At 48.5% G+C, this 24,176-nt stretch carries 22 protein-coding genes; 8 read left to right on the top strand and 14 right to left on the bottom strand.

Annotation, left to right across the window (positions count from 1 at the left end; all coding sequences use genetic code 11):
- Positions 1-1,116: penicillin-binding protein (locus EYC62_00305; protein ID TAH38314.1), on the bottom strand; the 1,116-nt coding region annotated here is incomplete at its 3' end.
- Between the two features lie 10 nt (positions 1,117-1,126).
- Entirely contained in the window at positions 1,127-2,407 is a 1,281-nt protein-coding gene (locus tag EYC62_00300; GenBank protein TAH38313.1) for an N-acetylmuramoyl-L-alanine amidase, read from the bottom strand.
- A gap of 482 nt (positions 2,408-2,889) precedes the next feature.
- Between EYC62_00300 and EYC62_00295 the strand changes: the two genes are divergently transcribed.
- The 3 genes from EYC62_00295 to EYC62_00285 all read left to right on the top strand — a co-directional run bounded on the left by EYC62_00295 (position 2,890) and on the right by EYC62_00285 (position 7,816).
- Entirely contained in the window at positions 2,890-5,310 is a 2,421-nt protein-coding gene (locus tag EYC62_00295) for a ribonuclease E/G (protein ID TAH38312.1), read from the top strand.
- Positions 5,311-5,570: 260 nt separating this feature from the next.
- Positions 5,571-6,938 carry a hypothetical protein gene (locus tag EYC62_00290; GenBank protein TAH38311.1) on the top strand — a complete coding sequence of 456 codons (1,368 nt, stop codon included), beginning with the start codon at positions 5,571-5,573 and terminating at the stop codon, positions 6,936-6,938.
- A gap of 77 nt (positions 6,939-7,015) precedes the next feature.
- Positions 7,016-7,816 (top strand): DsbA family protein, encoded by an 801-nt coding sequence (locus tag EYC62_00285; GenBank protein ID TAH38310.1) that lies wholly within the window; start codon positions 7,016-7,018, stop codon positions 7,814-7,816.
- 51 nt (positions 7,817-7,867) lie between these two features.
- Here EYC62_00285 and EYC62_00280 read toward each other — a convergent pair whose 3' ends face one another.
- From EYC62_00280 to hppD, 8 genes are all read right to left on the bottom strand, one after another.
- On the bottom strand, positions 7,868-8,152 hold the full coding sequence (locus tag EYC62_00280; GenBank protein TAH38309.1) for a hypothetical protein: 285 nt from the start codon (positions 8,150-8,152) through the stop codon (positions 7,868-7,870).
- Between the two features lie 231 nt (positions 8,153-8,383).
- Complete coding sequence (gene maiA / locus EYC62_00275) at positions 8,384-9,022, bottom strand: maleylacetoacetate isomerase (protein ID TAH38316.1); 639 nt, start codon at positions 9,020-9,022, stop codon at positions 8,384-8,386.
- Between the two features lie 8 nt (positions 9,023-9,030).
- Positions 9,031-10,032 (bottom strand): FAA hydrolase family protein, encoded by a 1,002-nt coding sequence (locus EYC62_00270; GenBank protein ID TAH38308.1) that lies wholly within the window; start codon positions 10,030-10,032, stop codon positions 9,031-9,033.
- A gap of 15 nt (positions 10,033-10,047) precedes the next feature.
- Positions 10,048-10,932, bottom strand: coding sequence for an amino acid ABC transporter substrate-binding protein (locus tag EYC62_00265; GenBank protein TAH38307.1), 885 nt, complete (start codon positions 10,930-10,932; stop codon positions 10,048-10,050).
- 173 nt (positions 10,933-11,105) lie between these two features.
- A complete protein-coding gene (locus tag EYC62_00260) occupies positions 11,106-11,330 on the bottom strand; it encodes a hypothetical protein (GenBank protein TAH38306.1) in 225 nt (74 codons plus the stop codon).
- Between the two features lie 112 nt (positions 11,331-11,442).
- Positions 11,443-12,600 (bottom strand): homogentisate 1,2-dioxygenase, encoded by a 1,158-nt coding sequence (locus EYC62_00255; GenBank protein ID TAH38305.1) that lies wholly within the window; start codon positions 12,598-12,600, stop codon positions 11,443-11,445.
- An 11-nt stretch (positions 12,601-12,611) separates the two neighbouring features.
- Positions 12,612-13,514 (bottom strand): transporter substrate-binding domain-containing protein, encoded by a 903-nt coding sequence (locus EYC62_00250; GenBank protein ID TAH38304.1) that lies wholly within the window; start codon positions 13,512-13,514, stop codon positions 12,612-12,614.
- Positions 13,514-14,527 (bottom strand): 4-hydroxyphenylpyruvate dioxygenase, encoded by a 1,014-nt coding sequence (gene hppD, locus EYC62_00245; protein ID TAH38315.1) that lies wholly within the window; start codon positions 14,525-14,527, stop codon positions 13,514-13,516. Before hppD ends, EYC62_00250 begins: the two co-directional genes overlap by 1 nt.
- 294 nt (positions 14,528-14,821) lie before the next feature.
- Between hppD and accB the strand changes: the two genes are divergently transcribed.
- Together accB and accC are read left to right on the top strand one after the other, a co-directional pair.
- Positions 14,822-15,277 (top strand): acetyl-CoA carboxylase biotin carboxyl carrier protein, encoded by a 456-nt coding sequence (gene accB / locus EYC62_00240; GenBank protein ID TAH38303.1) that lies wholly within the window; start codon positions 14,822-14,824, stop codon positions 15,275-15,277.
- 303 nt (positions 15,278-15,580) lie between these two features.
- Positions 15,581-16,957 carry an acetyl-CoA carboxylase biotin carboxylase subunit gene (gene accC / locus EYC62_00235; protein ID TAH38302.1) on the top strand — a complete coding sequence of 459 codons (1,377 nt, stop codon included), beginning with the start codon at positions 15,581-15,583 and terminating at the stop codon, positions 16,955-16,957.
- 1 nt (position 16,958) lies between these two features.
- On the opposite strand, the gene EYC62_00230 is transcribed toward accC, so the two are convergent.
- Positions 16,959-18,815, bottom strand: a complete 1,857-nt coding sequence (locus EYC62_00230) for a J domain-containing protein (protein ID TAH38301.1) — start codon at positions 18,813-18,815, stop codon at positions 16,959-16,961.
- A 128-nt stretch (positions 18,816-18,943) separates the two neighbouring features.
- Here EYC62_00230 and EYC62_00225 point away from each other — a divergent pair, with 128 nt between their 5' ends.
- Positions 18,944-19,603, top strand: coding sequence for a leucyl/phenylalanyl-tRNA--protein transferase (locus tag EYC62_00225; GenBank protein ID TAH38300.1), 660 nt, complete (start codon positions 18,944-18,946; stop codon positions 19,601-19,603).
- On the opposite strand, the gene EYC62_00220 is transcribed toward EYC62_00225, so the two are convergent.
- Entirely contained in the window at positions 19,552-19,938 is a 387-nt protein-coding gene (locus EYC62_00220; GenBank protein ID TAH38299.1) for a DUF2155 domain-containing protein, read from the bottom strand. The genes EYC62_00225 and EYC62_00220 overlap by 52 nt on opposite strands.
- Before the next feature lie 183 nt (positions 19,939-20,121).
- Positions 20,122-20,448 (bottom strand): hypothetical protein, encoded by a 327-nt coding sequence (locus tag EYC62_00215; protein ID TAH38298.1) that lies wholly within the window; start codon positions 20,446-20,448, stop codon positions 20,122-20,124.
- 258 nt (positions 20,449-20,706) lie between these two features.
- Here EYC62_00215 and EYC62_00210 point away from each other — a divergent pair, with 258 nt between their 5' ends.
- Positions 20,707-22,437 (top strand): EAL domain-containing protein, encoded by a 1,731-nt coding sequence (locus EYC62_00210; protein ID TAH38297.1) that lies wholly within the window; start codon positions 20,707-20,709, stop codon positions 22,435-22,437.
- Here the strand turns inward: EYC62_00210 and phaR are convergent, their stop codons facing one another.
- Positions 22,438-23,034: a polyhydroxyalkanoate synthesis repressor PhaR gene (gene phaR, locus EYC62_00205; protein TAH38296.1), complete on the bottom strand. Its 597-nt coding sequence runs from the start codon at positions 23,032-23,034 to the stop codon at positions 22,438-22,440.
- Between the two features lie 259 nt (positions 23,035-23,293).
- Here phaR and EYC62_00200 point away from each other — a divergent pair.
- Positions 23,294-24,176 (top strand): alpha/beta fold hydrolase (locus EYC62_00200; GenBank protein TAH38295.1); only part of this gene is annotated, 883 nt, incomplete at its 3' end.

Raw genomic sequence — 24,176 nt, 5'->3', positions numbered from 1 at the left:
ACGCGCGCCAACACGAATGCCGTTGGCGCCGATTTGCGTAACCACAGCCAATTGCCAATCATTCATGCCAAGCGGCACTTGCATATGCGCCAATTTTTGTTGCCAATTATCCAGACTTTCCAATCGGCCAAAAATTTTGCCGCGCCAGCCGTGACGACGATCATATGCGACGATGCCGTCATTGAACGCTTTTTCGGCGTAACGCTGCAACTCAGGATCAAGCGTTGTGAAAATCGCAAGTCCGCCTTTATACAATTCATCTTCGCCATATTGCGCATACAAATCGCGGCGCACATCTTCGCAGAAATAATCGGCGCGAACCGATTCGATCCCGCCGCGTTTTTTGGTGCGCAAAGCCGCATCTTTCGCTTTTTTCGCTTCTTCGCGGCTAACAAATCCTTCTTCCTGCATCCTATCGATGACCCAGTCGCGGCGGCCTTTGGCCTGCGCATAATCGCGCTCCGCCTGGTAATTGCTTGGCGCTTTTGGCAGCGCGGCTAAATAGGCGGCTTCTTCGATGGTCAATTGATTAAGAGGCTTGTCGAAATAGCTGATCGAAGCCGCGCCAACACCATAAGAATTGTTGCCTAGAAAAATCTGGTTCAAATACAGTTCCAGGATTTTATCTTTGGTAAATGCTTTTTCGATGCGAAACGCCAAAATCGCTTCGCGTATTTTGCGCGTATAAGACAGTTCATTGGTCAATAAAAAGTTTTTGACAACTTGCTGTGTAATCGTCGATGCCCCGACAAGACGTTTATCCGACGCCGCGTTCCACACATTCTGCACCACCGCCCGGACAACGCCCATAACATCGACGCCAGGATGGTTATAGAAATTTTTATCTTCCGCCGCGAGGAATGCCTTAATCACCAAAGGCGGGATTTCATCGACCGGCACGAATACGCGTTTTTCAGCCGCATATTCGCACAACAGCTGGCCATCGCCGGCGTACAAACGGCTGACTACAGGCGGATCGTAATTAGCCAACGAGGAATAATCCGGCAGACCTTGGCCATATTTATATAAAACAAACAACAGAAACAAACCGCCGACTAGCCCACCCAAAAACGCCAGCGATAATAAAGTCATCAAAATTTTACCGAGTTTTTTCATCCCACACCAGTTACAACGCGCTTTGCGGCACTTTGTTAAAATAACTATCGATAGATTCTGCAATCGCGCGCGCCAATTTGGCGCGGTATTTCGAATCTTTCAATAATTGTTCGTCGTGGGCGTTGCTTAAAAATCCCATTTCAATCAGAACCGATGGAATATCAGGCGCTTTCAATACAACGAATCCCGCCGATCGCAAGGGATAATCGATAATTGCGACATTTTTTTGTAGTTCGCCGATCAGCATCCGGCTGAAATAAATCGAATGATTCATGGTTTCTTGCTGGGCCAGATTAATCAGGATCGACGATATCGCCGAATCCTCGTCTTTCAAATCAACGCCGGCGATAATATCAGCCTTGTTTTCCTGTTCCGCCAGCCGCGCCGATTCCGTGTCGGATGCTTTTTCAGACAAGGTATAGACAGAAGCGCCACTTACATTTTTATCGCTGTGATGATCGGCGTGCAGGGATATAAATAAATCCGCTTTTGCCTTGCGGGCAATTTTAACGCGATCATATAATTTTATGAATTCATCATTATCCCGGGTAAGAATTACCTTGTAATGGCCGGTTGCTTCTAAAATATTCTTTAAATCCTTGGCAACCGCCAGGGTGATATTCTTTTCATACGTCTTCTTAATACCAATCGCCCCCGGATCAACGCCCCCATGCCCGGCATCCAGCACCAATGTATGCATTTGCGCCGATTGTTTGGGTTTAGAGTTAGGCGCGGGTTTCGCAGCGGGAATTTCCGGGGTCGGTTTAGAAGCCGCAACCGCTTTTGGAACTTGATAAGTGCCAATTTGCTGCGGACGGAAATCGCGCTCATCGACCGGCGCCAGATCCACCATCAGGCGGTATAGCTTATTATTCTGCACCGTTATGGGCGGCAAAACCCCTGCTTGCCGTATTTGTACGGGGCCCTGTAAATCCAAAACCACCCGAAAACTGTCATTTTCAAAACTGCCGTAGCGGAAATTGCGAATCACCCCGCGCGATGCGGTTCCAGTCCCGGGCAATATCTGCCAACGCAAGGATGGCATGGTTATCGCTACCCGGTAAGGATTGGCCATAGTAACAATCTGATATGGGGAGTCTTGATTTAAATCGATTACAAATCTGGTTACTCCGGAATTTTGCCCTAACCGGACACCGCTAACGACCAGATTTTTAACCGCTGGTTCAGGATCTGCTATAGCAATAGATCCCAATGCGGCACCAAGCAGCAGCGACAAAAGCGCCAATAAAAAAATAACTTGCCGAAAAGCGGGTTTGCGAAATCGGATCATGATTCTATATAATCGAAAAATCGCCCCTTTTTATGTCGAAATCGTGGCACTTATCAAGGCCATACACAGATCTTTTTTTATATAATGCCTGATTTTAATATCTTTAAAATATAGATTGCTAAACGGCGGGTATCCCGCTACTATGCACACCGGAATTATCGCATTGGATTTTATGGAAGAAATCCTGCTATAACGACCAAATTGGCCCGGTTAATCATTCCTTAACCCAGCCAGTAGATTATGGAGTAAGATATTAAGAGGTGTAGGACTGTCTATACCTATATATAATAAGTAATATATGCGTCAGAATTTACCATACTTCCACAATTTTATAAGCCAGTTTCGTATGCGCAGCCCGGCCTTTATGGCGATTGCTGCGATCTTCGCTGGCTTTCAACCTCAACCAATTACAATAAACCAGAATCCATGGCGTGCCCGCCGCAACGCGGCGCGTGGCCTTGCCATGACGGAGAATTTTTACAATGACAAAAAGAATGTTAATCGATGCATCGCACCCGGAGGAAACCCGGGTCGCGATTTTAGATGGAAACCGCCTAGAAGCGTTTGATTTTGAAAGCGCTACCAAGAAACAATTAAAAGGTAATATTTATCTCGCCCGTGTCACACGGGTGGAACCTTCGTTGCAAGCCTGCTTCGTGGAATATGGCGGCAATCGCCAGGGCTTTCTGGCTTTTTCCGAGATTCACCCGGATTATTACCAAATTCCAATCGCCGACCGCGAAGCCTTATTGCGCGAAGACGAAGAAGCGCAAGAAGAAGCTGAAGCGGACGCGGAACCGGCATCGCAAGAAGGCGTTTCAATAGAAACCGCCCCAACCGAGGAAACAATCAGCGAAGAAACAGCGCCAATCGCCGAAGAAAGCATCGGCGATGCTGGCGAAACCGTTCCAGCCGAAGGCGAAACGGCTTCCGAAGCCGTCGAAGCAGCACCCGCCGAACAACCGGTCGTTGATGCGAATCAACGCACGCCGGAAGTGGAAACGGTTGGCGGCGATGAGGCCGAGGAAGCGCGGCAATTCCGCAAAATGAAATTCTACCGCCGCTATAAAATCCAAGAAGTGATTAAACGCCGTCAGATTTTATTGGTGCAAGTCGTTAAGGAAGAACGCGGCATGAAAGGCGCTGCGTTGACGTCCTATATCTCCCTTCCCGGCCGGTATTGCGTATTGATGCCGAACTCCGCGCGCAGCGGCGTTTCGCGCAAAATCAGCAATTACCAAGACCGCAAGCGGATGAAAAGCCTGATCACCAGCCTGAATGTGCCGGATGGCATGGCGGTGATTCTGCGCACCGCCGGCGCGGATCGCCCAAAAACCGACATTAAGCGCGATTGCGATTATTTGTTGAAATTATGGGATGAAATTCGCGAAACCACTCTGCAATCGACCGCCCCTTCGCTGATTTATGAAGAAGGCAATCTGGTAAAACGCGCAATCCGCGATTTATATGGCAAGGATATCGAACAGATTTATATCGAAGGCGACGAAGGATATAAGGCCGCCAAAAATCTGATGAAGGTTTTAACGCCATCCCACGCCAAACGCGTACAGCAATTTAAAGACGAATCGGCCAGCCTGTTCCAAAAATATCAGGTCGAAAGCCAGATCGATTCGGTGCATGATAACCGCGTCGATTTGCCGTCCGGCGGATACATCGTTATCAATCAAACCGAAGCATTGGTGGCGGTGGACGTCAATTCCGGCCGTTCCACACGCGAACGCAATATCGAAGAAACCGCGGTTCGCACCAATTTGGAAGCCGCCGAGGAAATTGCGCGGCAAATGCGTCTTCGCGATTTGTCGGGATTGATCGTGATCGATTTTATCGACATGGAAAATCACCGCAACAAAGTATCGGTCGAACGCCAATTCAAGGAATTCGTGCGCAAGGATCGCGCCAGGATGCAAATTGGGCGGATCTCGCACTTTGGATTGCTGGAATTGACCCGCCAGCGCTTGCGCCCCAGCGTTTTGGAAGGAAGTTCCAGCAAATGTCCCACTTGTAATGGGTTGGGTGTGGTTCGTTCGGTGGAATCATCGGCTCTTTCCATCTTACGCGCGATCGAAGACGATTTGTCCCGCCGCCGCAGCCGTGAATTGAAAGTATTCATGGCTACCCATGCCGCGATATACTTGTTGAATCACAAACGCGCCGCGTTGACGGAATTGGAACAAAAACATAACGTTAAAATCCTGTTGCAGTTCGACGATACGTTGGTAGCGCCAGCCTATCGCATCGACCGCGTCAAGGCGGATCGTGACGACGAAGGTGAAAACGAACATCGTCCGCACCGCCAGCATGAACACCGGCACGATTCCGCCCCGGTCGAAGACAGCACCGAGGAAGAAGAAGCAACCGAGGAAACGGAAGAAGATTCGGAAACCGAAACCGCCGAAGACAGCGAATCTTCGGAAGGCGATGAAAACCAAAACCGCCGTCATAGCGACCGCAATCGCCGAGATGGCGAGCGCGGCGACCGTGGCGACAGGAACGAACGTTTCGGACGCCGCCGCCGTGGCGGCCGTGGCCGCGACCGGTATCGTAACCGGGATCGCAACCGCAACCGATTCAACCGCGATGAAAATGGCGGACAGAATCATCAGGGCAATGGCGAGTCTTATGGCAACGAAGCGCCTTCGTTCGAACGCACCGATATTGCCGCCGCCGAAGCCAGCCACGAAAGTCCGAATTTCGAGGATACGCCACCGCAACATTACGAAGCACCTCGTCATCGCCACAGCGATCCGGAACCAGCGATGGAACGGGTCACCGTGCAAGTGGAGGATCAGCGCGCCGAACCCCGGACAGACGACAATGTCGCCGTGGTCAGCGAATCGCCCAGCAATCCCAAACGGGGTTGGTGGCGCAAAACCAGCAGTTAAACCCTTTTTGTTGCCCTCCCCCTAAGCGCGAAGCGCGTCTTCGACACGACGAGGGAGGGCGCAAAATTTCGACAGAAATTTTGGGGTGGGGACTTCAGACTACCCAAATTAAGATTATCTATAATATTTATCACCGCATCCCCACCCCAAAGTTGCTCCCGCAACTTTGACCCTCCCTCAAGGGGAGGGTAGTTCAAAAAAACCTTTTTCCGCCGTAAATTTACCCTATATAATCCCTATATTGTTTCATCGGGGTGTTTGTGAGACGTTTCCTATCTTTATTTTGTATCGCGGCCATGCTGATGGCGCAAACGCCGGCATTTGCCGATTCCGGCAATGGCATGAATTTAATACGCGATGCCGAAATTGAATCGGATCTGCGGAAGATGATTTATCCGATCTTAAACCAAGCCGGCATCGACCCAACCAGTTTTCGTTTGTATATTTTGCAGAATAACGATCTGAATGCGTTTGTCGCGGGCGGACAGAATATTTTTCTTCATACCGGCCTTCTGATTCGCAGCGAAAATTATGCCCAAGTTATGGGGGTCGTCGCACACGAAGCCGGCCATATTTCTGGCGGCCATCTGGCGCGCAGCAAAGAGACCATGCAGGATATCGGCAAAGAAACTTTGTTATTGCAGGCTCTTGCTGCCGCAGCCATGGCGCTTGGTCAAGGACAGGCCGGTGCGGCAGTAATGAGCGCCGGCGCGCAATGGTTCCAACGCAGCACGCTTGCCTATACCCGGACACAGGAACGCTCCGCGGACCAGGCGGGAATAAAATTTTTAACGGATCTGGGCGTAAGTCCGCAAGGATTGCTGGATTTCTTCAAAATTCTGCAAAACGAACAAAAAATTCTGGTCGACAAGGCCAATCCTTATTTGCAAACCCATCCGCTGACCAACGAAAGGATCGATGCCATCGCCGCATATCTGAACGATCATCCTGATTTGCGGGATAAAGGATTGAACGACAAGACTATGGCCGAGGCGCATCGCCGCATTCGCGCGAAATTGATTGGATATTTATTACAGCCCGACCAGGTCGAAAAATATTACCCGGATAGCGACCAATCTTTTGCCGCCATGTACGCCAGGGCGATTATGAATCATCGGCGCGGCGAGGCGGAAAAATCGCTCGATCTAATCACCAATTTAATTAAACAAGAACCGAACAATCCTTATTTATACGAATTGCGCGGCCAGGTTTATCGTGAAACCCCCGGCAGCAATCACAATCCCGATACTTATATCGCCGCTTATGCAAAATCGGTCGAACTTGCGCCGCAAGAACCATTGTTACGATTGGGACTGGTTCAGGCTTTGTTGGACCGCGGCAACGAAACGGATGTGCAACAAGCCCTGTCGCATTTACAGGAAATTCTGCGTTTAGAGCCTCGTTACGGCCTGGCGTGGCAAATGGAATCCATTGCCGAGGGCAAGGCCGGATATATAGGCAAGTCGGCCTTGGCCTTATCGGAACTTGGATTGTTACGCGGGGACAAGAAACGCGCCAAAGACCAGGCCGAACGGGCGGTTAAATTGTTAAAAGACGACCCTATTGCGCTGCAACGGGCGGAAGACATTAAAAATCAGATCCAAATCGAGGAAAAAGATAAAAAATAATCTGGTTGTTTCCGTCCCACAAAGCCGATACATTGCTGCTATTATTAAAGAACAGCCTTTTTCGTTAGGAGCCATATATGAAATCGATTCGCTTATTTGCAATTTTGGCGATCGCGGTTCTTGCCGCCGGTTGCACCGATCACAGCCAAGATCCATTGAACCAAACCCAGACCAACCAAGTCAAAGAAATGGTAAAACAAGCTTTGCAAGAAAATCCAAAAATGGTTATGGAAGCCTTGCAAGCTTATCAGCGTCAAACGCAACAAGAAGCCGCCGACAACACCAAAAAAGCCATGCAAACCAATGCAGCGGAAATTTATAACAATCCGGCTTCCCCGGTTATGGGCAATCCAAACGGCAATATTACCGTCGTGGAGTTTTTCGATTATAATTGCGGTTATTGCAAAGCGGTGTTCCATCCGGTGCGCGATGCGGTATTGCAAGATGGAAATATCAGATTCGTATTTAAAGAATATCCAATCTTGGGTGAAAGTTCGGTTTACGCCACCAAAGCCGCATTGGCCGCCGGCAAGCAAGGCAAATATGTGGAATTCCACACCGCTTTGATGGATAGCCGCGCCCCGAAAGACGAAGCCAATATCACCGACATGGCCACCAAATTGGGCCTGGATGTCAATCGTCTGAAAGCCGATATGAACAGCCCGGATATTCAACAATTGATTCAGGCGGACATTGCTCTGGCACAGAAACTGGGCGTCAACGGCACACCGGCCTTTATCGTTGGCGATAAATTCTATCCAGGCGCTTTGGGCGCGGATGAATTCAAGAAATTGGTCGATGAATTCCGTACCGCCAAAGCAGAACCAGCCGCAGCTCCTGCTGCTGCCGGCACTGCCCCAGCGCCACAACCAAATTAATTTTGGGTTGAATTCAAAAACAAAAGGCGGCCTTATCGGCCGCCTTTTTTATTACATCATCCTGCAAGTAGGCCGGAATCTAGAATGTGTAGCTAACCTGCGCTGGGGATCTTTTCTTGATCTGCCAGCAGCATGAACGAGAATGGCTTTCTGCGGCTTCAAAGTGACCGGCTGAACTGTCCCGCCACAATGCAGAAAAATTCCTTGATCGGGTGGCAACTTGCTTAGGTCAATCTGCGCCGCCAAGCCGGACAGAGTCGGGGAAGTGCAAATAGTCTCGGCATCTCTGGCGCCTAACACGGCTACTTCATAAAATCTAACTTGTTGGGATGGCATGGATTTCTCCCTTGATTGGTGATGGGATTACCATGCGCCTATCCCATGCCTTAGTAAAGCATAAAAATAAATTTTTTACGCATAAATATGAATATGTGACAATTGGCATATCGCCCATATTTTATATGGTAAATATTAATTTTATGAGTTTTTATTGACAACAAATTAAACGCATAATTATGCATAAATCGAACGGGCGATAAAAAACCAGCCCTATGCCGAGCCGGTTTATTACGATTTTACCGCATCTATTTGTTCGTCCGGATGCGCGGCGGCAAAGGCCGGATGCTGCAAACATAAATCATTGATACGATTAATATTTGGATAATTGGTTACATCGACTTCGAATCTTTTCGCCGCATACATTTGCGGCACCAGACAAACATCCGCCAGCGTCGGCGCATCGCCGCAACAATATTTGCCGGCGAATTTATTATTCGCCAATAAATATTCGATCGCATTCAATCCGGCCGATGTGAAATATTGAATCCAGGGGAGTTTCTCGCTATCGCCAGCCAGCGCGGATACATAATTGACCGCCGGCATATTGACCAGCGGATGCACATCGCATGCAACGATCAACGCCAGTTGCCAAACATAGGCCCGCGCCGCCGGATCGGCTGGCAACAAAGCCGGATTGGGCCGGGTTTGTTCCAAATAATCCATAATCGCCAACGATTGACCGATCACATGACCGCCATCCACAATAGTCGGCACGCCGCCCATGGGATTCAATTTCAGGAATTCGGGATTGGTTTGCTCGCCTTGTAAAATATTGACCGGGATGTAATCGTATTTCACGCCTTTTAAATTCAACGCGATTCTGGCGCGGTAAGATGTCGAGGACCGCCAATAGCTGTAAAGTTTCATAGTCACGGTTACGCCGCCCTTTTTAAACGTTCGTATTTTATGACTTGCTGATCGATCGGCCCGAAAATGGATTGGCCGTTATTATCCAGCATTTCAATTTTAACGCGGTCGCCGAATTTCAAAAATGGCGTCGTGGCCGCGCCGGTTTGCAATTTTTCCAGCATGCGTTTTTCCATGATACAGGCATGGCCATGGGAGCGGTCTTGGTTGCTGATCGTGCCCGATCCGATAATCGTGCCCGCCCCCAGATGCCGCGTTTTGGCGGCATGGGCGATCAATTGGCCGAAATCGAATGTCATATCGGTACCGGTATCCGGATCGCCAAATAATTGTCCGTTGATCATCGACCGCAAACGCAATTGCACTTTGCCGCCATCCCACGCATCCCCCAATTCATCCGGCGTTACCGCGCATGGCGAAAAAGCGCTGGATGGTTTTCCGTGGAAAAATCCGAATCCTTTTTCCAATTCCGCCGGGATCAGATTACGCAACGACACATCGTTGACCAACATGACAAGTTTAATATGATCGCGAGCCTCGTCCGGCGTAACGCCCATCGGCACATCGTCGGTAATGACGGCGACTTCCGCTTCGAAATCGCAGCCATAGGCTTCATCAGCCAATTCAATCGCATCGGCTGGGCCCAAAAATGTGTCGGAACCGCCTTGGTACATCAACGGATCGGTATAAAAACTGGCTGGAACTTCGGCGCCACGCGATTTGCGCACCAATTCCACATGCGGCAAATAAGCCGAACCATCCGCCCATTGATAGGCGCGCGGCAATGGCGCATGCAGTTGTTTGACATCGAGGGCGAACGCATCGTTCAACTTGCCTTGATTCAACAAACGATAGACGGAGCGCAATTCGACTTCGACATCGGCCCAATTATCCAGCGCCGATTGCATGGTCGGCGCGATTTGCGGCACCGGAACCGCGCGGTCGCCAAATTGATCCAGCACCACCAAAGTGCCGTCACGTCCGCCGGATTTTAAAGAGGCTAGTTTCATATAATTTCCCAGTTCCTATTTTTTAGTTTCAAGTCTAAATGGTTCAGACGGCTCCAGCACATATTTGGCCGGATCGTCGAAATATTTGGAAAGCACTGCATGAATATAACCTTCATTGGTCATTTCGGAAAGCGCCATATCCAGCATATATTTCAGCTGCGCCTCCCCTTTATTGACTACAAAACCAACCGGCAATAGGCTTGCTGGCCTACCCTGATCCAACATTTTAAGTTTCCCAGGATTGTTTTTATCAAATTCCCGGAATGTATAAGGCTCAGCCAATACCACATCGGTTTTGCCGGCCACTACATCCTGCAACATCGTCGGCCAATCCACCAATTGCGGCGAACTGACACGTTGCGCCTTGGGAAAATTGTTGCGAGAAATCGTATCGGCGATATCGCCGTCCACGATTAAAAATTTTATATCCTCGCCGTTAGCGCGCATAGGATTGTTACCGGCAAAACGCGTATCGTCCGGGCGCACCGCCAAATAAATCGGCGCATAAAAAAATGGTTGCGTAGCCAAGGTAAATTTGGCGCGATGCACATTCAGGCCGGTTGCAGCACAAAATACGTCTGCGCGGCCGGAATTCAGCCCTTCGACCATCTGACCATAGGTGGTTTCTTCAACCCATTCGACCTTTAAACCCAACCGGCGCCCGATTTCATTCATTAAATCGACCGTATAGCCCGAAATTTGTTTGGTATTCACGTCCGAAACTAGGGATGGCGCAAAAGTAGCATATTCGCAGCGAATCGTTTTGGTGCGCATCACGCGGTCATAGGCGGACTCTTTTTGTTCCATTACCCCTGGCAACATTTTTTGCGCCGGGTAAATGGATATTACCAACAAGCTGACAATAGCAGCAACAATCGCGGACCAGATTGTGTTTTTCATCGATAGGCCTGCTTACTTTTTCTTTTGCATCATATCCACCAATGTCGTCGCCAGCGCTGAAAACAAGAACACCGCATGAATGATGGTTTTCCAGAAGTATCGATTTCTAAATTAGCAAAAAACTCTATCTCTATAAAGACAAAACCGGCCACAAGGGCCGGTTCGCTATTATTTTATCTAGCCTTAGCCGCGCGGCATTTTGCAAAAACATGCCTAAAGTTCGGATGACTTTTTAAAGTTTTTAAGGTCGCTGGCGTCATAACAAAGGCGCGTTCAGGCGGATATAAAGTGGATTCTTTTACATCCCTACGACGGCGCAATTTAGCCAGCATTGCAGTCGTTATTTCACCCACATTAACGCGAACAGTTTTAGGTTCGGATTTATTTTTACCAGCCACAGCACCCTCTTGTTTTCTTTAGTGGTTATTTATTGGCTTTTATATACCACATAGACACAAGACCGCCAATTCCGAAATCTGGAAAAAAGTATTAGATTACAATACTCTAAAACTATCCCGCCGCTTTTTTCGGCGCCGAACCCGCCCAGGATTCCACGTAACCTTTCCATTCGGTTGCGGTCGCCGCATCGCCAATTTCCAGCGCATCGCGCGTGTCAATCATCACTGCAACTTCATCAGTTGCCTCGGTCGGCATGTTGAACACATTTTTCAATGCCTTTGGGTGTGGGCCGTGGGTGAATCCACACGGGTGCAGCGTGACCATCCCGGCGTGGATATTGTCGCGGCTGAAAAAATTGCCCTTGTGGTAAAATAAAACTTCATCGAAATCATCGTTATTGTGAAAAAACGGAACCTTGATCGCCTTTGGGTCGGTTTCGAACGGGCGCGGCACAAAGGTGCAAATCACAAACCGGTCTGCCACAAACGTGGTATGCGCCGATGGCGGCAAATGATAACGATGGCTCATCAACGGGCGGATATCGCGCCAATTGATCGATGTGACCATCAAATCGCCGTGCCAGCCGATGGCATCCAGCGGATTGTAATCAAAAGTGACGGTCGAAATCGCCTCGCGCCGCTTGATATGAATTTTATATTGGCCCTTGGCGTCTTGTTGCTTTTTGAACTGCGCATCGATTTGCGGAATGCGCATCGCGCCGGGATCGAAAATAGCGTGCTTTCCGACCAAACCTTTGTCCGGCAATTGGTACGACGAATTAGTCGCCTCGATCAGCAGCGCGAAAACCGGTTTCGCGCATTCCAAACGCCACATCGTGCCGCGCGGCAGAACGATGTAATCGCCATCGCGGAATGGCAGGCGGCCGTAATCGCAATATAAATCGCCCTCGCCTTCGTGAATAAAAATCAATTCATCGCCATCGCCGTTACGGTATAAATTGAACGCGTCCTTGCCGTCGGTGCGCCACATGCGGAATTGACAGGATTTATTTTGCAAAACTTTGTGCGCCTCCCAGGGAGACGCGGTTTTTTTATCCGCTTTAACAAGGTCAAATGCGCGCGGACGCAATGGGCCTTGCCAATCACTCCACCCCGTTGGCGGATTTTTATGATACATGTGCGTCGCGGGGCCGAAAAATCCTTCCTTGCCCAATTCACGTTCAAACGTGCCATCCGGCAAATCGGCATGCGCCTGACCCGATGCATCGCCTTCGGTGCGGGGGATATTGATCCAGTTTTTGTGGGCCATGATGTGCTCCGTTATTGCGCGGGTGGTTGATAGGATTTGGCGGGGCGGTAAAATAAAGTGGTGCAGGTTTCATAATTTTTCAGAAGAATTTCTAACTCCCCAGTATTACGAAAACTTTCCAATGTAATATTAATCATGTTTAGGAATTTATCTTCGCCCTTATTAACACTAAACATATTAGGATATAAGGCAAAAGGTTCCGATGCGGGCACTTTTCTTAAAACCAAATTATTGTCCTTAGTAAAATATTCGATCGTGGGCGGATCCATGATGATCATATCAGATTTGCCTGTGACAACATCCAGCATTAATTGCGCCGGATCGGCCGATTGCGGTAATTGATGCAATGTGGCTTTGGGAAAGAATTTTTTCGCAAGCACAAAGGTTAGATCGCCGTCCATAACCGAAATTTTAACATTAGGATCATTAAGCGCCATAAAATTACTGTCAAACCGTCTATCGTCGGCCCGGACATAAGCATCTGCAGGCTGATATACGATAGCATCCGAATAGTCGATATATTTTCCCGCCGCCGCATCAAACGGACCTTCAGCGGTGCAAACCATATCAATCTTACCGCTTTGCAAGGCGGTAACTTGCTGACCGGGAAGAACTTCCTGCGTCCATTCTATCTTCAACCCAAGATTGGCCGCCAATTGATTCACCAAATCATAATTGAGTCCGGAAAATTCCTTCGTATTCGGATCAACCACCATCCAAGGTTTCCATACCATGTATCCGCACCGTATGATGCCCGTGCGTATTACACGATCATAAACCGATTCTTTCTGCGCAACTGATGTAGATACAGATCCAGACGAGTCCTTATCATGATAGAAAAAATGCCCCAACGCAAATACAATTACCGCGACGGCGATCATGTGCAAATAAAACGATAATGGGGTTTTGGGCATTAAATCACTCCGCGGCGCATTTGATCGAGTTCGATCGATTCAAACAACGCCTTGAAATTGCCTTCGCCGAAACCGTCATTGCCCTTGCGCTGGATGATTTCGAAAAATATCGGGCCGATCACGGTGTTGGTGAAAATTTGCAGCAGCAATTCATTTTTCTCCGACACGCCATCGATCAGAATGCGGTTTTTCTGCATGCGTTTTAAATCCTCGCCATGATTCGGCAGGCGTTTTTCAACCAGTTCGTAATAAGTTTCCGGCACCGTCATGAAATCGACGCCGTTTTTACGCAATCCTTCGACCGTATCGTAAATATGATCGGTCGACAGCGCGATATGTTGGATGCCTTCGCCATTATATTGTTTCAAATATTCGGCGATTTGCGATTTGTCGTCGGCCGATTCGTTGATCGGAATGCGAATTTTTCCATCGGGCGATGTCAAGGCGCGGCTGAACAAACCGGTTTTCTGGCCCTTAATATCGAAATAACGGATTTCGCGGAAATTGAACAAGCGTTCGTAAAATTCTTTCCAATGATCCATGCGGCCTTGATAAACATTGTGCGTCAAATGATCGATCACTTTCAATCCAATGCCGCTGGATTGCGGCGCGCCAGGGATCGCCACAAAATCCGCATCGTAAATTGTCTTATTGCCGTATTGATCGACGAAATAAATCAGACTGTCGCCAATGCCCTTGATCGCCGGCAGATCCAAAACCTTGGCATCGGCATTTTTTGCGCCCAGTTCCAGCGCGCGTTTATGCGCGAACGCGGCGTCTTTTACCCGGAACGCCATCGAACATACGCATGGTCCGTGAATTTTGGCGAATTCAGCCGCAAAGCCGGTTGGCTCTTCGTTTAAAATAAAATTGGCATCGCCTTGTTTATATAAGGTGAGTTTTTTGGTTTTGTGCTTGGCGGTTGCCACAAACCCCAATTGTTCGAATAATTTGACCAAGGCTTTTGGATCCGGCGAGGCATATTCGATAAATTCAAACCCATCGGTGCCCATCGGGTTTTCATAGGTGCTGCTATCTAATTTCTTAGCGCTCGAGGTCATGACTCTTGGTCCTTATGGTAATAGGGGTAAAATAAAGGAAGGAAGGACTGAAATTTAGACCCTTAAGTTTTTGTTTCCAAGGGAAAAAGCCGAAAAACTGCCTAAAAAATAGGCATTTTCCCCTGAATCTGTTGTTGCATTGCGAACAGCCGCCATTGTATAAGCAACGGCACCCTTTCCGGTGAAATAGATTCTGGCAATTGGTACAACCAACAAAAACATTGCAATTCAAGGAATTAAAACAATATGTCCGCGGCTAAATTTGACGAAGAAATGATCCGTCGCCTGGCGACCGTTTTGACCGAAACGAATCTGAGCGAAGTTGAGATCGAGCAAGACAATATGCGCGTGCGTGTAGCCCGTCATACCAATATTTCCATGGGCGTGCCGTCTGTAATGGCTGCCCCTGCCCAAGTCCAAACCGCCAACGCGCCTGCCGCCGTCAGCGCGACCAGCGCCGCCAATCACCCGGGCGCGGTAAAATCGCCAATGGTTGGAACCGCCTATGCCGCGCCGGAACCTGGCAAACCCGCCTTTATCAAAGTCGGCGACCGGGTGAATAAGGGCCAGACTTTATTGATCGTCGAAGCGATGAAGGTGATGAACCCAATTCAAGCGCCGAATGCGGGCACCGTTACCCAAATTCTGTTTACAGACACTAAACCGGTCGAATTCGACGAAGTTTTGGTGGTGATCGAATAATGTGGTCGGCTTTTACCACTTGGTTTCGCCAGTATTTGAACAGACATCCTGGTTTAGCCAATTTTTTGGATTTAGGGCCAAAGCCCCCCGAAGGCAGTTTTGCTGTATGCGGTAATTTTGTTGGGGTGGGAGATGCCTATGTTTGTGTCGTTAGACGGCCGGTTTTCGAGGGTAAATATTACTCAAACCAAGAAGAATGCCAACCCGATTTAGACGCGGCCGCAACCAATAAATGTGTGATGCCTGGTACCGCGGTAATTTGCCGGCTAATGAGCGGCAAGTGGAAAGTAATATAGGACAGCCATGTTTGAAAAAGTTTTAATTGCCAATCGTGGTGAGATCGCACTTCGTATTCACCGGGCCTGCAAAGAAATGGGCATCAAAACCGTTGCGGTGCATTCGACCGCCGATAACGACGCGATGCATGTGCGCCTGGCCGACGAAGCAGTTTGTATCGGCCCGCCGCCATCCAAAGACAGTTATTTAAATGTGCCGGCGATTTTAACCGCCGCCGCCATCACCCATGCCGATGCAATTCATCCTGGACTGGGATTTTTATCGGAAAACGCGAAATTCGCGCAAATGGTGGTCGAACATGGTTTCACCTGGATCGGCCCGAAGCCGGAACATATTCATATGATGGGCGATAAAATCATCGCCAAAAAAACCGCCATCGATTTGGGAATTCCATGCGTGCCAGGATCGGACGGCGAAGTAAAAGACGAAGACGATGCGATCGCAACCGCCGAACGGATCGGTTATCCGGTATTGTTCAAGGCCACGGCTGGTGGCGGCGGTAAGGGCATGAAAGTCGCGCGCAATCGCGATGAAGTGATCGAGGCGTTTTCGCTGGCAAGGGCGGAAGCAAAGAATGCTTTCAACAATCCGTCGCTGTACATGGAAAAATATTTGGATCATCCGCGCCATATCGAAATTCAAATTTTGGGCGACAAGCACGGCAACGTTATCCATTTGGGCGAACGCGATTGTTCGTTGCAACGCCGCCATCAAAAAGTGATCGAAGAAGCGCCATCCCCGGCATTGAACGCCGAAGCGCGCAATAAAATCGGCGATATCGCGGTTAAGGCGATGAAAAAATTGAGTTATGAATCGCTGGGTACGATTGAATTTTTGTACCAGGACGGCGAGTTTTATTTCATTGAAATGAATACCCGCGTGCAGGTCGAACATCCGGTGACGGAAATGATCACCGGTATCGATTTGGTGCGCGAACAAATTCGCGTCGCGGACAAAGCGCCTTTAAGTATTACGCAAAAAGACATCGTGTTCGAAGGCCATTCGATTGAATGCCGCATCAATGCCGAAGACGCCGAAACATTCGCGCCGCGTCCGGGAAAAATCACCGATTATCATGCGCCAGGCGGATTGGGCGTGCGGGTCGATTCCGCCCTGTACAGCGGATATAAAGTTCCGCCCAATTACGATTCGATGATTTCGAAATTGATCGTGCATGGCAAAAACCGCAATGAATGTTTGCTGCGCCTTCGCCGCGCGCTGGAAGAATATGTGATCGGCGGGACGTTGTCGACCAACATCGCGCTGCACCGCCAATTGATCGCAACGCCCGATTTCATCGATGGCAATTATAACATCCATTGGCTGGAAAAATGGGTTGCGGCGGAAATCGAGCGGAAAGAGAAAGAAAACCAGGCGGCGTAATTTAAACCATTGCGACAGAATGAGAATGATACTGAACGGCACGCGCATTCGGAGCCGCGCCCGCGCGGGAGTCTAATATTTGATCCATGACTCCAGCTTGTGATGGAAAAGTGAGTCCGGCATAAGATTGTTTAATCGCTGCCGCGCGTGGAGCGGAAGATTGGATAGCGGAGCCATAATCGCCCATGGCTTGATCGAATTTCCCTTGATCTAGTTTTAAAGTTTGTGCTGCTGGCCCTAACACATCCAAAACTTTTGCTTGCTTTCGACCGATATCCGTCGCAGCTCTTGTATCGTTAATATCAGTTTTTACGCTGCTTAAAGATTGTTCCACCGCTTTCAAATGCGCGCCAACTTTCCCCAGACGATTTTCGCTGACCAATGATTGTTTTTTGGCTTCTTCAATAGTTTGTGCGGACGGCGGATTCGCGCTCATCGGCCCATATACATAATCCAACAGGGCGGTTTGTTCTGGCGTAAACATTCTACTTAGCTCTGAATCTTTAATTTTTTTCCAATCAGAATCAGTTATAAAACATGTTTTATTATCTACTTGCGGCGATTTAATAATGCTGAATCTTCCCTCTTTCAATTTTTGATCCGGTGTTTTTCCAGCTGGCCCAGAAAAAGCTATTTCCATAACTCCTTTTGAAATGGAATTGCCTTGACCATATAGCATTTCATGCAGTCCCCGGCATTTGGTATGCAATGTGCGATCTTCCGCACAACGCCCGGTAGCTTTTCTATGGCCATCCAATACAGCGCTTAAACCTTCGGTTTGTTGAGCATCCGCGACAGCATTAAATGCAGCAAATGCTTTTTCCACCGGAGAAGAGCCATCCATGATCGGAGTTCCGGTTTCCACGGAAAGCTTTTCCGCCGCGGCCGCCATGGCGGGGGTTCCCGGCTCTAATCTCCCAGATTTACTGGTATCTCTTGTGGCATGATCTGCTCTAACTGCAGCCGCTGCCTCTGCAATAATATCGTCAACAGATTTTCCTGGCCGAGGCGGAATAGGCGAAGATCGTTCTGTGGAATTCCCCGCATTTGTTGATGTGGGACGAGCTGTGGTATTTGTCTGAGTATTAGTGCCTTCTAATTCTTTTCTCCACTGCGCAATAATTTGTGTTGGGTTGTAATCTTGATATTGAGCGGCGGTAGTGAAGGTCATTTGTTCTCTGGTAATATCGCCATATTTGCTTACAAAATCCGCCTTGGCGTCTCCGTCGGCTATGGCCGCCAATGTTATACAATTGGCTTGAAAACCTTGATAAACCTTATCTGCAAATATTTTGGTCTTTAAGGCAAGGAATCTTGATAATGCGACTACATCTCCGGATTTTATTAATCGCTCTTCCTGCTGTTGCAGGTCATAATTAAACTTTCCCGCAGCGGCAATGCGGGAATCAAAATGCTTACACCATGAGGCGGCCGTATCTTGAATTTGTTGATATTGACCGGAACGCAACTGAGCCTCCGCCGTATCGCGAGGCGGATTCACAAATGCCATTCTATATTCGGAAAATATTTTGAATCCAAGCGGTACGCCTACTTTTTGTTTCCAAGTTTGCTGTGTTGCTGCTTGTGCTGCGGTTTGTTGCGCTTCGGTAGACGCTGAAACTCCACTCCTTAAACCTTCATGACCAAATAGGTCATAATTTTTTTTCTTTTTTTCGTCACTTAAAACTTCATAAGCTGCAGCAGCCTCTTTGAATCGCTTTTCCGCTTCGGTGTCGCCAGAATTGCGGTCGGGATGATATTTCAATGCTAAACGACGATAGGCGCGCCTAATTTCTTCGCCATTGGCGGTTTTTTCAACGCCTAATACTTCATAAAAATCCCGCTGTCGTTCGGTCATCGCACTACCCTGCTTTATTATTGTTTATTTGTTTTATTGTATCCTATTAAGAAACATATTTCAAGTTTTTTTCTGAGTAAGATTAACCTCGATTAATATCTCAAATATTTGTTATAATTACATATTCCATGACCGAAATTACCCCTGACCTTGTTTTGCGTGCCTACACGATCGGCTATTTTCCGATGGCGGAGCATCGGGGCGATAATGATTTATTTTGGGTTTGCCCGGATCGGCGCGGCATTATACCGCTGGATAATGTTCATATCCCGCGCAAATTGCGCAGCGCCTTGCGCGACGATAATCACACCGTTACCTGCAATCAGGATTTTCGCGGCGTGTTACAAGGGTGCGCCGAAGCCAAACCAAAACGCCAAGACACATGGATATCGCCGCGCATTATGGAATTATTCTGCGCGTTGCATGATATGGGATTCGCGCATTCGATAGAGGTTTGGAATAAAAAGAATCAGCTGGTTGGCGGACTATATGGCGTCGCACTGGGCGGCGCTTTCTTTGGCGAATCGATGTTCAGCCGCGAGACGGATATGAGCAAGATCGCATTGATGCATTTGATCGCGCGGTTGCGCCACAGTCAATTTCAATTGCTGGACACACAGTTTATCACTAAACACTTACAGCAATTCGGCGCGGTTGAGATTTCCAAAGATGAGTATATTGAAAAATTGGAAAGCGCCCTGCAAATACGGACGCGGTTTTATACCGGGCAAATGAATCAGGATTTATTGTTGTCGGCGTTGCCACAACCCAATACCGTCACATCATAAATGGGATGTTCCAACGCCGATACCGATGGGCTGGATTTAAACATCCATCCGGAAAAAATCGGTTTGGTGGCGCTTTGCGCTTTGGCGTCGTAAATTTCGATGAAAGCGGATTGTTCCGGCTTTTCGCCTTCTTCCGACGCATAGCAAGCGCGCACCACAATATGCAGCGTGCCGACGGTCACGGATTTGCCAATTGGAATGGATATGGCCTGACGCTGTGTTGTGACTTTGTCCAATACTTGCATGCGCGCCAACGGATATGGCTCCGCGACCGCTGCAACGGCAAATGACAGCAAAGCGGCCAAGGCGGCCAAAAATAAAAAGATGTTTTTCATATATGTACTTATACTCTCCCCGGAAAAGAGGGTCAAAAATATTCCTCCCCTTTTGGGGCAGGTGCGAACGCAAAGCGTTTGCGGAGGGGGGAAGGTTCTTAAGCGCCTTACCCTCCCCGCTCGCCATAAATGGCTCGCCGCCCCTCCCAAAGGGAGGGGAATTAAATTCCTAACTATATTTCTCTAAACCGAAATTTTGGCGAACTGGGGGCGGGTTTGCAAGTTTTGATTGGCTTGTTGATATTTTTCAGCCGCTTGCCGCGCCTGACCGATGACACGGCCATCCGGCAATAATTCCTGATGAATGAATTGGGTGACATATTCGCTGGAATGCAGCACCCAAGGCATATCGTTAGCCGCGCCGAACGCAGGCTGTTCCGGCGGCAAAATTTCAACGGAATCGCCGCGCCGATTGTCATTATCGTGCGTCAGCATGGATTTGTGGCTGGCGCGCACGGTTTTGCGGCGGCGCGGGGCACGAATCGCGGAAAGCATGTCTTGGATACGCATAATTTGACTCTATAACCAACCCGAATATAAGGACCATATAGAATATTTTGATATCGTTACAATATCATAGCCTGGTATTGCCGCCTATAGGTTGAAATTAAGCTTTTGTTGATAACTTAAAACTTATTCAAAAAAGATACAATTTTATCTAATTCTTTAACCAATTTTAATAGATTACGAGATTATTATATAGGGATAAGGGCCGCATTTATTGGGGATTGGCCACGTAGGCAATTCAAAAACAGGGTACTGGAAAACGTGTCTTTCGAAGAGACGCCGTTGGGTCAGCAGGATGCTTTGACTAAAACGGCCATGGCTGCACTTCTCGCCGCAGGCGATCTTGTGTACGAATGGGCTCTCCCATCGAACGAACTGCATTGGCTAAAAGCCTCGCGGCATTCACAACCGCTCGGCCTGACCGCCCACAAACATGGCAATGAATTTCAACGCCTGATTCATCCCGAAGATTTAAATTACCGCGTCGATTGTTTGAACCGTCATTTAACCCGGCAGCGCGATTTTTATGCCTGCGAATACCGCCTGTGCCTGCCGGATGGACAAGTATTATGGGTCGAGGATCGCGGCGCCGCCGAGTTCGACGAATATGGCAAGGCAAAACGTTTGCTGGCTACGTTGCGTTTCATCACCGAACGCAAAGAGCAGGAAGAACGTTTAGTCAAACTGGCCCATTACGATGAACTGACCGGCCATTTCAATATCGGCCATATCCGGGAATCTTTGGATCATGCGCTGGCGTATGCGCGGCGTTATGAACATAAAGGCATGTATTTAGTGGTCGGCATCGACAATTTATCGCTGATCAACAACGCGCTTGGAAACCATGCCGCCGATGCGGTGATCGTCGAAGTCGGACGGCGCCTTGAAAAGTTGCTGCATTTTACCGACGTGATGGGCCGGGTTGGCGGCGATCATTTTGGCATTATTGTCAATCATATGAATGAACGCGATAAAGAAGCGTTCCTGGAAAATATTCTGGCCTGCATCAATGCCGCCGCGATCGCCACCAACGAAGGCAAAGTCGGCGTAACGGTTTCCGTCGGCGTTGCCGAATACATTACCGACGGCATTACCGCGCATGACGTTATGTCGCGCGCCGAAGTGGCGTTGCAAGCCGCCAAACGCAGCGGCCGCAACTGCATCGTGCATTATCAGCCGAATTTACAGCCATTATTGTCCAATTCGTTCAATTTGAATATCAGCGAAGAAATCCGCGCCGCGTTAAAATACGGCAGATTCTGTCTGGCGTTCCAACCGATCGTATCGGCGAAAAGCCACGACGTTTATTTTTATGAATGTCTGGCCCGTATCCGGCGCGAAGATGACAGCTTGCTGGCCGCTGGATCTTTTATTCCAACCGCCGAGCAAATGGGATTGATGCGCGAAATCGACGACCATATCGCCAGGCTTGCAATTTACGAATTGCGCAAAGATCCATCGTTGCGCCTTGCGGTCAATTTATCCGGGTTCAATGTTGGCGGCGGATCATGGCTGACGCAATTGCGTAAATTATTGTCCGAAACGCCAAACGTGGCAAAACGCCTGATCGTGGAAATCACCGAAACCGCAGCACTGTCCGACATTCACGAAGCCGCGCAGTTTGTAAAGGAATTGCGCGCAATGGGTTGCGTAGTTGCATTGGACGATTTCGGCGCCGGCTATACTTCCTATCGCCAATTGCGCATGTTGCCGGTGAATATGGTGAAAATCGACGGATCGTTTGCCAATGGTGTTTCGACCAATGTCGGCAATCAATTATTCGTCCGCACGTTGATTGAACTCGCCAACGGATTTGACCTGGATACGATTGCGGAATGCGTAGAAACACAGGAAGACGCGGAAATGCTGGCAAAATTCGGCGTTACTTTCTTGCAAGGCTTGTATTTCGCGCGGCCGGAATTGAAACAGAATCTGCGCGCTATCGAAGGCAAGAACTTGCCGGTTAAAAGCGGCTTGATCAGCGCCAGCTAATTACTTCTTATCGCTTTTTTTGATTCCTTGAATCATCCGCTGCAAATCGTCCATTTGATGACGCAATTTGTTATATTCGGCTTCTAGTTTTGCGGATTCGTTTTGCGCGTGCGGGAATGGTGTTGCTCCGCCAGTCGGCTCGCCGGTAAACGGATTGAACATGCGCATGGTTTTTTCCAACACCGCCATGTTCTGCTTGCTCATCTCATTAATCGCGCCCATGCCCGGAATCATACCAATCGCATCGTTCCATTGGCGCTGAATGCGTTCTTGGTTATTGACAAAACTATGCATCGCATCTTCGAGGTATCTCGCGACCGGCATTTGCATATTGCCGCCATAAAAACTGATCAGTTTTTTCAAGAAACTGACCGGGAGCAAGTTGGTGCCTTTGGCCTCTTGTTCCACAATAATCTGGGTCAGTACGGAACGAGTCAGATCATCGCCGTTTTTTGCGTCATAAACGCCGAAATCGATGCCTTTTTTCACCATATTGCATAAATCATCGAGCGTCACATAAGTGCTGGTCGATGTATTATAAAGTCTGCGGTTCGCATATTTTTTAATAACGATTTGCGGAATATTTTGTTTGGCCATAATAACCCTTGCCGAATATCTTGGTGCAATTGCATTTGATTGATTTTTAATTATACTATATGCAGTTCATTCGCCAAAGCATTTATTTATTATCATTTCATGACCAAAACTAATCAAGATAAGGATTTAGCCGCCGCCTGGATCAATTTGTGGTGCGAACAAGTCACTCTGTGGCTGAAAGACCCCAATAGTATTGGTTGGATCGAAGGTTTGCTCAGCCATTTGCCCAAGGACGCCATGATGTGGCAAAATACAGCGAATGAACAAACTGGCAAGAAAAGATCAACCAAAAAGAATGGGTCCGCGGCCTTTGATGCTGCACATGAACACAGCGATGCTGGCCTATCAAAGCTTGCGGATTTTATGGCCCAATTTAGCGGATGGCAAGATTCCGTTTCAACCGGAACTGCAGGCAAGCGCTCAAAAACTGCGCGCCCAAACCGAAAACCTCAGCGGCGCGGATCGGAACCAACTGCTGCAAAACCTCGACGAAAAAATTCTAAAAAATCTAAATGATTTTTGGGAAGGCGTGCTGCGGTATCAAGCGCATGATTACACGCGTCCAAAAACCAAAGCGAAAATAATCTGGAAATCCGGCGGGGCTAAATTATTCGATTATGGCGCGAATAAAAAAGACGCGCCGGTTATTTTTCTGATCCCATCATTAGTCAATCGCTATTACATTTTGGATTTAATGCCGGGCCGCAGTTTCGCGCATTATTTGCGCGCGCAAGGATTCCGCCCCATTATTCTGGATTGGGGAAGTCCGCAAAAACGCGAGCGTACATTCGATATCGATTCTTATACGCGATTAATGTTGCAATCGTTCGATGCCATGCGCCGGAAAATAAAGGGCGCAAAACCGGCGATTTTGGGATATTGCATGGGCGGTGTATTCGCGCTTGCCCTCGCCCAAAACCGTCCCAAGGATTATTCCAATCTGACATTGATCGCAACACCGTGGGATTTTCAGGATCATTACGCTGAACTTGGCAAAATCGATTTTTATATCGAGCGTATTTTGCCGCAATTTCAAAAACTGGGCCAGATTCCCGTCGATTTGATTCAATCGATGTTTTTTGATTTAGATCCGATGCTGGTGGTGCGTAAATTCCAAAAACTGGGATCGAGTGAACCCGCCA

This window comes from Alphaproteobacteria bacterium, from assembly GCA_004295055.1.
GTDB lineage: Bacteria > Pseudomonadota > Alphaproteobacteria > SHNJ01 > SHNJ01 > SHNJ01.
This window is presented reverse-complemented; position numbering and strand designations above follow the sequence as displayed.

Coding starts and splice junctions, on each gene's coding strand:
- EYC62_00300 (TAH38313.1), bottom strand. CDS start 2,407: ATGATCCGATTTCGCAAACCCGCTTTTCGGCAAGTTATTTTTTTATTG.
- EYC62_00295 (TAH38312.1), top strand. CDS start 2,890: ATGACAAAAAGAATGTTAATCGATGCATCGCACCCGGAGGAAACCCGG.
- EYC62_00285 (TAH38310.1), top strand. CDS start 7,016: ATGAAATCGATTCGCTTATTTGCAATTTTGGCGATCGCGGTTCTTGCC.
- EYC62_00280 (TAH38309.1), bottom strand. CDS start 8,152: ATGCCATCCCAACAAGTTAGATTTTATGAAGTAGCCGTGTTAGGCGCC.
- maiA (TAH38316.1), bottom strand. CDS start 9,022: ATGAAACTTTACAGCTATTGGCGGTCCTCGACATCTTACCGCGCCAGA.
- EYC62_00270 (TAH38308.1), bottom strand. CDS start 10,032: ATGAAACTAGCCTCTTTAAAATCCGGCGGACGTGACGGCACTTTGGTG.
- EYC62_00265 (TAH38307.1), bottom strand. CDS start 10,932: ATGAAAAACACAATCTGGTCCGCGATTGTTGCTGCTATTGTCAGCTTG.
- EYC62_00255 (TAH38305.1), bottom strand. CDS start 12,600: ATGGCCCACAAAAACTGGATCAATATCCCCCGCACCGAAGGCGATGCA.
- EYC62_00250 (TAH38304.1), bottom strand. CDS start 13,514: ATGCCCAAAACCCCATTATCGTTTTATTTGCACATGATCGCCGTCGCG.
- hppD (TAH38315.1), bottom strand. CDS start 14,527: ATGGGCACCGATGGGTTTGAATTTATCGAATATGCCTCGCCGGATCCA.
- accB (TAH38303.1), top strand. CDS start 14,822: ATGTCCGCGGCTAAATTTGACGAAGAAATGATCCGTCGCCTGGCGACC.
- accC (TAH38302.1), top strand. CDS start 15,581: ATGTTTGAAAAAGTTTTAATTGCCAATCGTGGTGAGATCGCACTTCGT.
- EYC62_00230 (TAH38301.1), bottom strand. CDS start 18,815: ATGACCGAACGACAGCGGGATTTTTATGAAGTATTAGGCGTTGAAAAA.
- EYC62_00225 (TAH38300.1), top strand. CDS start 18,944: ATGACCGAAATTACCCCTGACCTTGTTTTGCGTGCCTACACGATCGGC.
- EYC62_00220 (TAH38299.1), bottom strand. CDS start 19,938: ATGAAAAACATCTTTTTATTTTTGGCCGCCTTGGCCGCTTTGCTGTCA.
- EYC62_00215 (TAH38298.1), bottom strand. CDS start 20,448: ATGCGTATCCAAGACATGCTTTCCGCGATTCGTGCCCCGCGCCGCCGC.
- phaR (TAH38296.1), bottom strand. CDS start 23,034: ATGGCCAAACAAAATATTCCGCAAATCGTTATTAAAAAATATGCGAAC.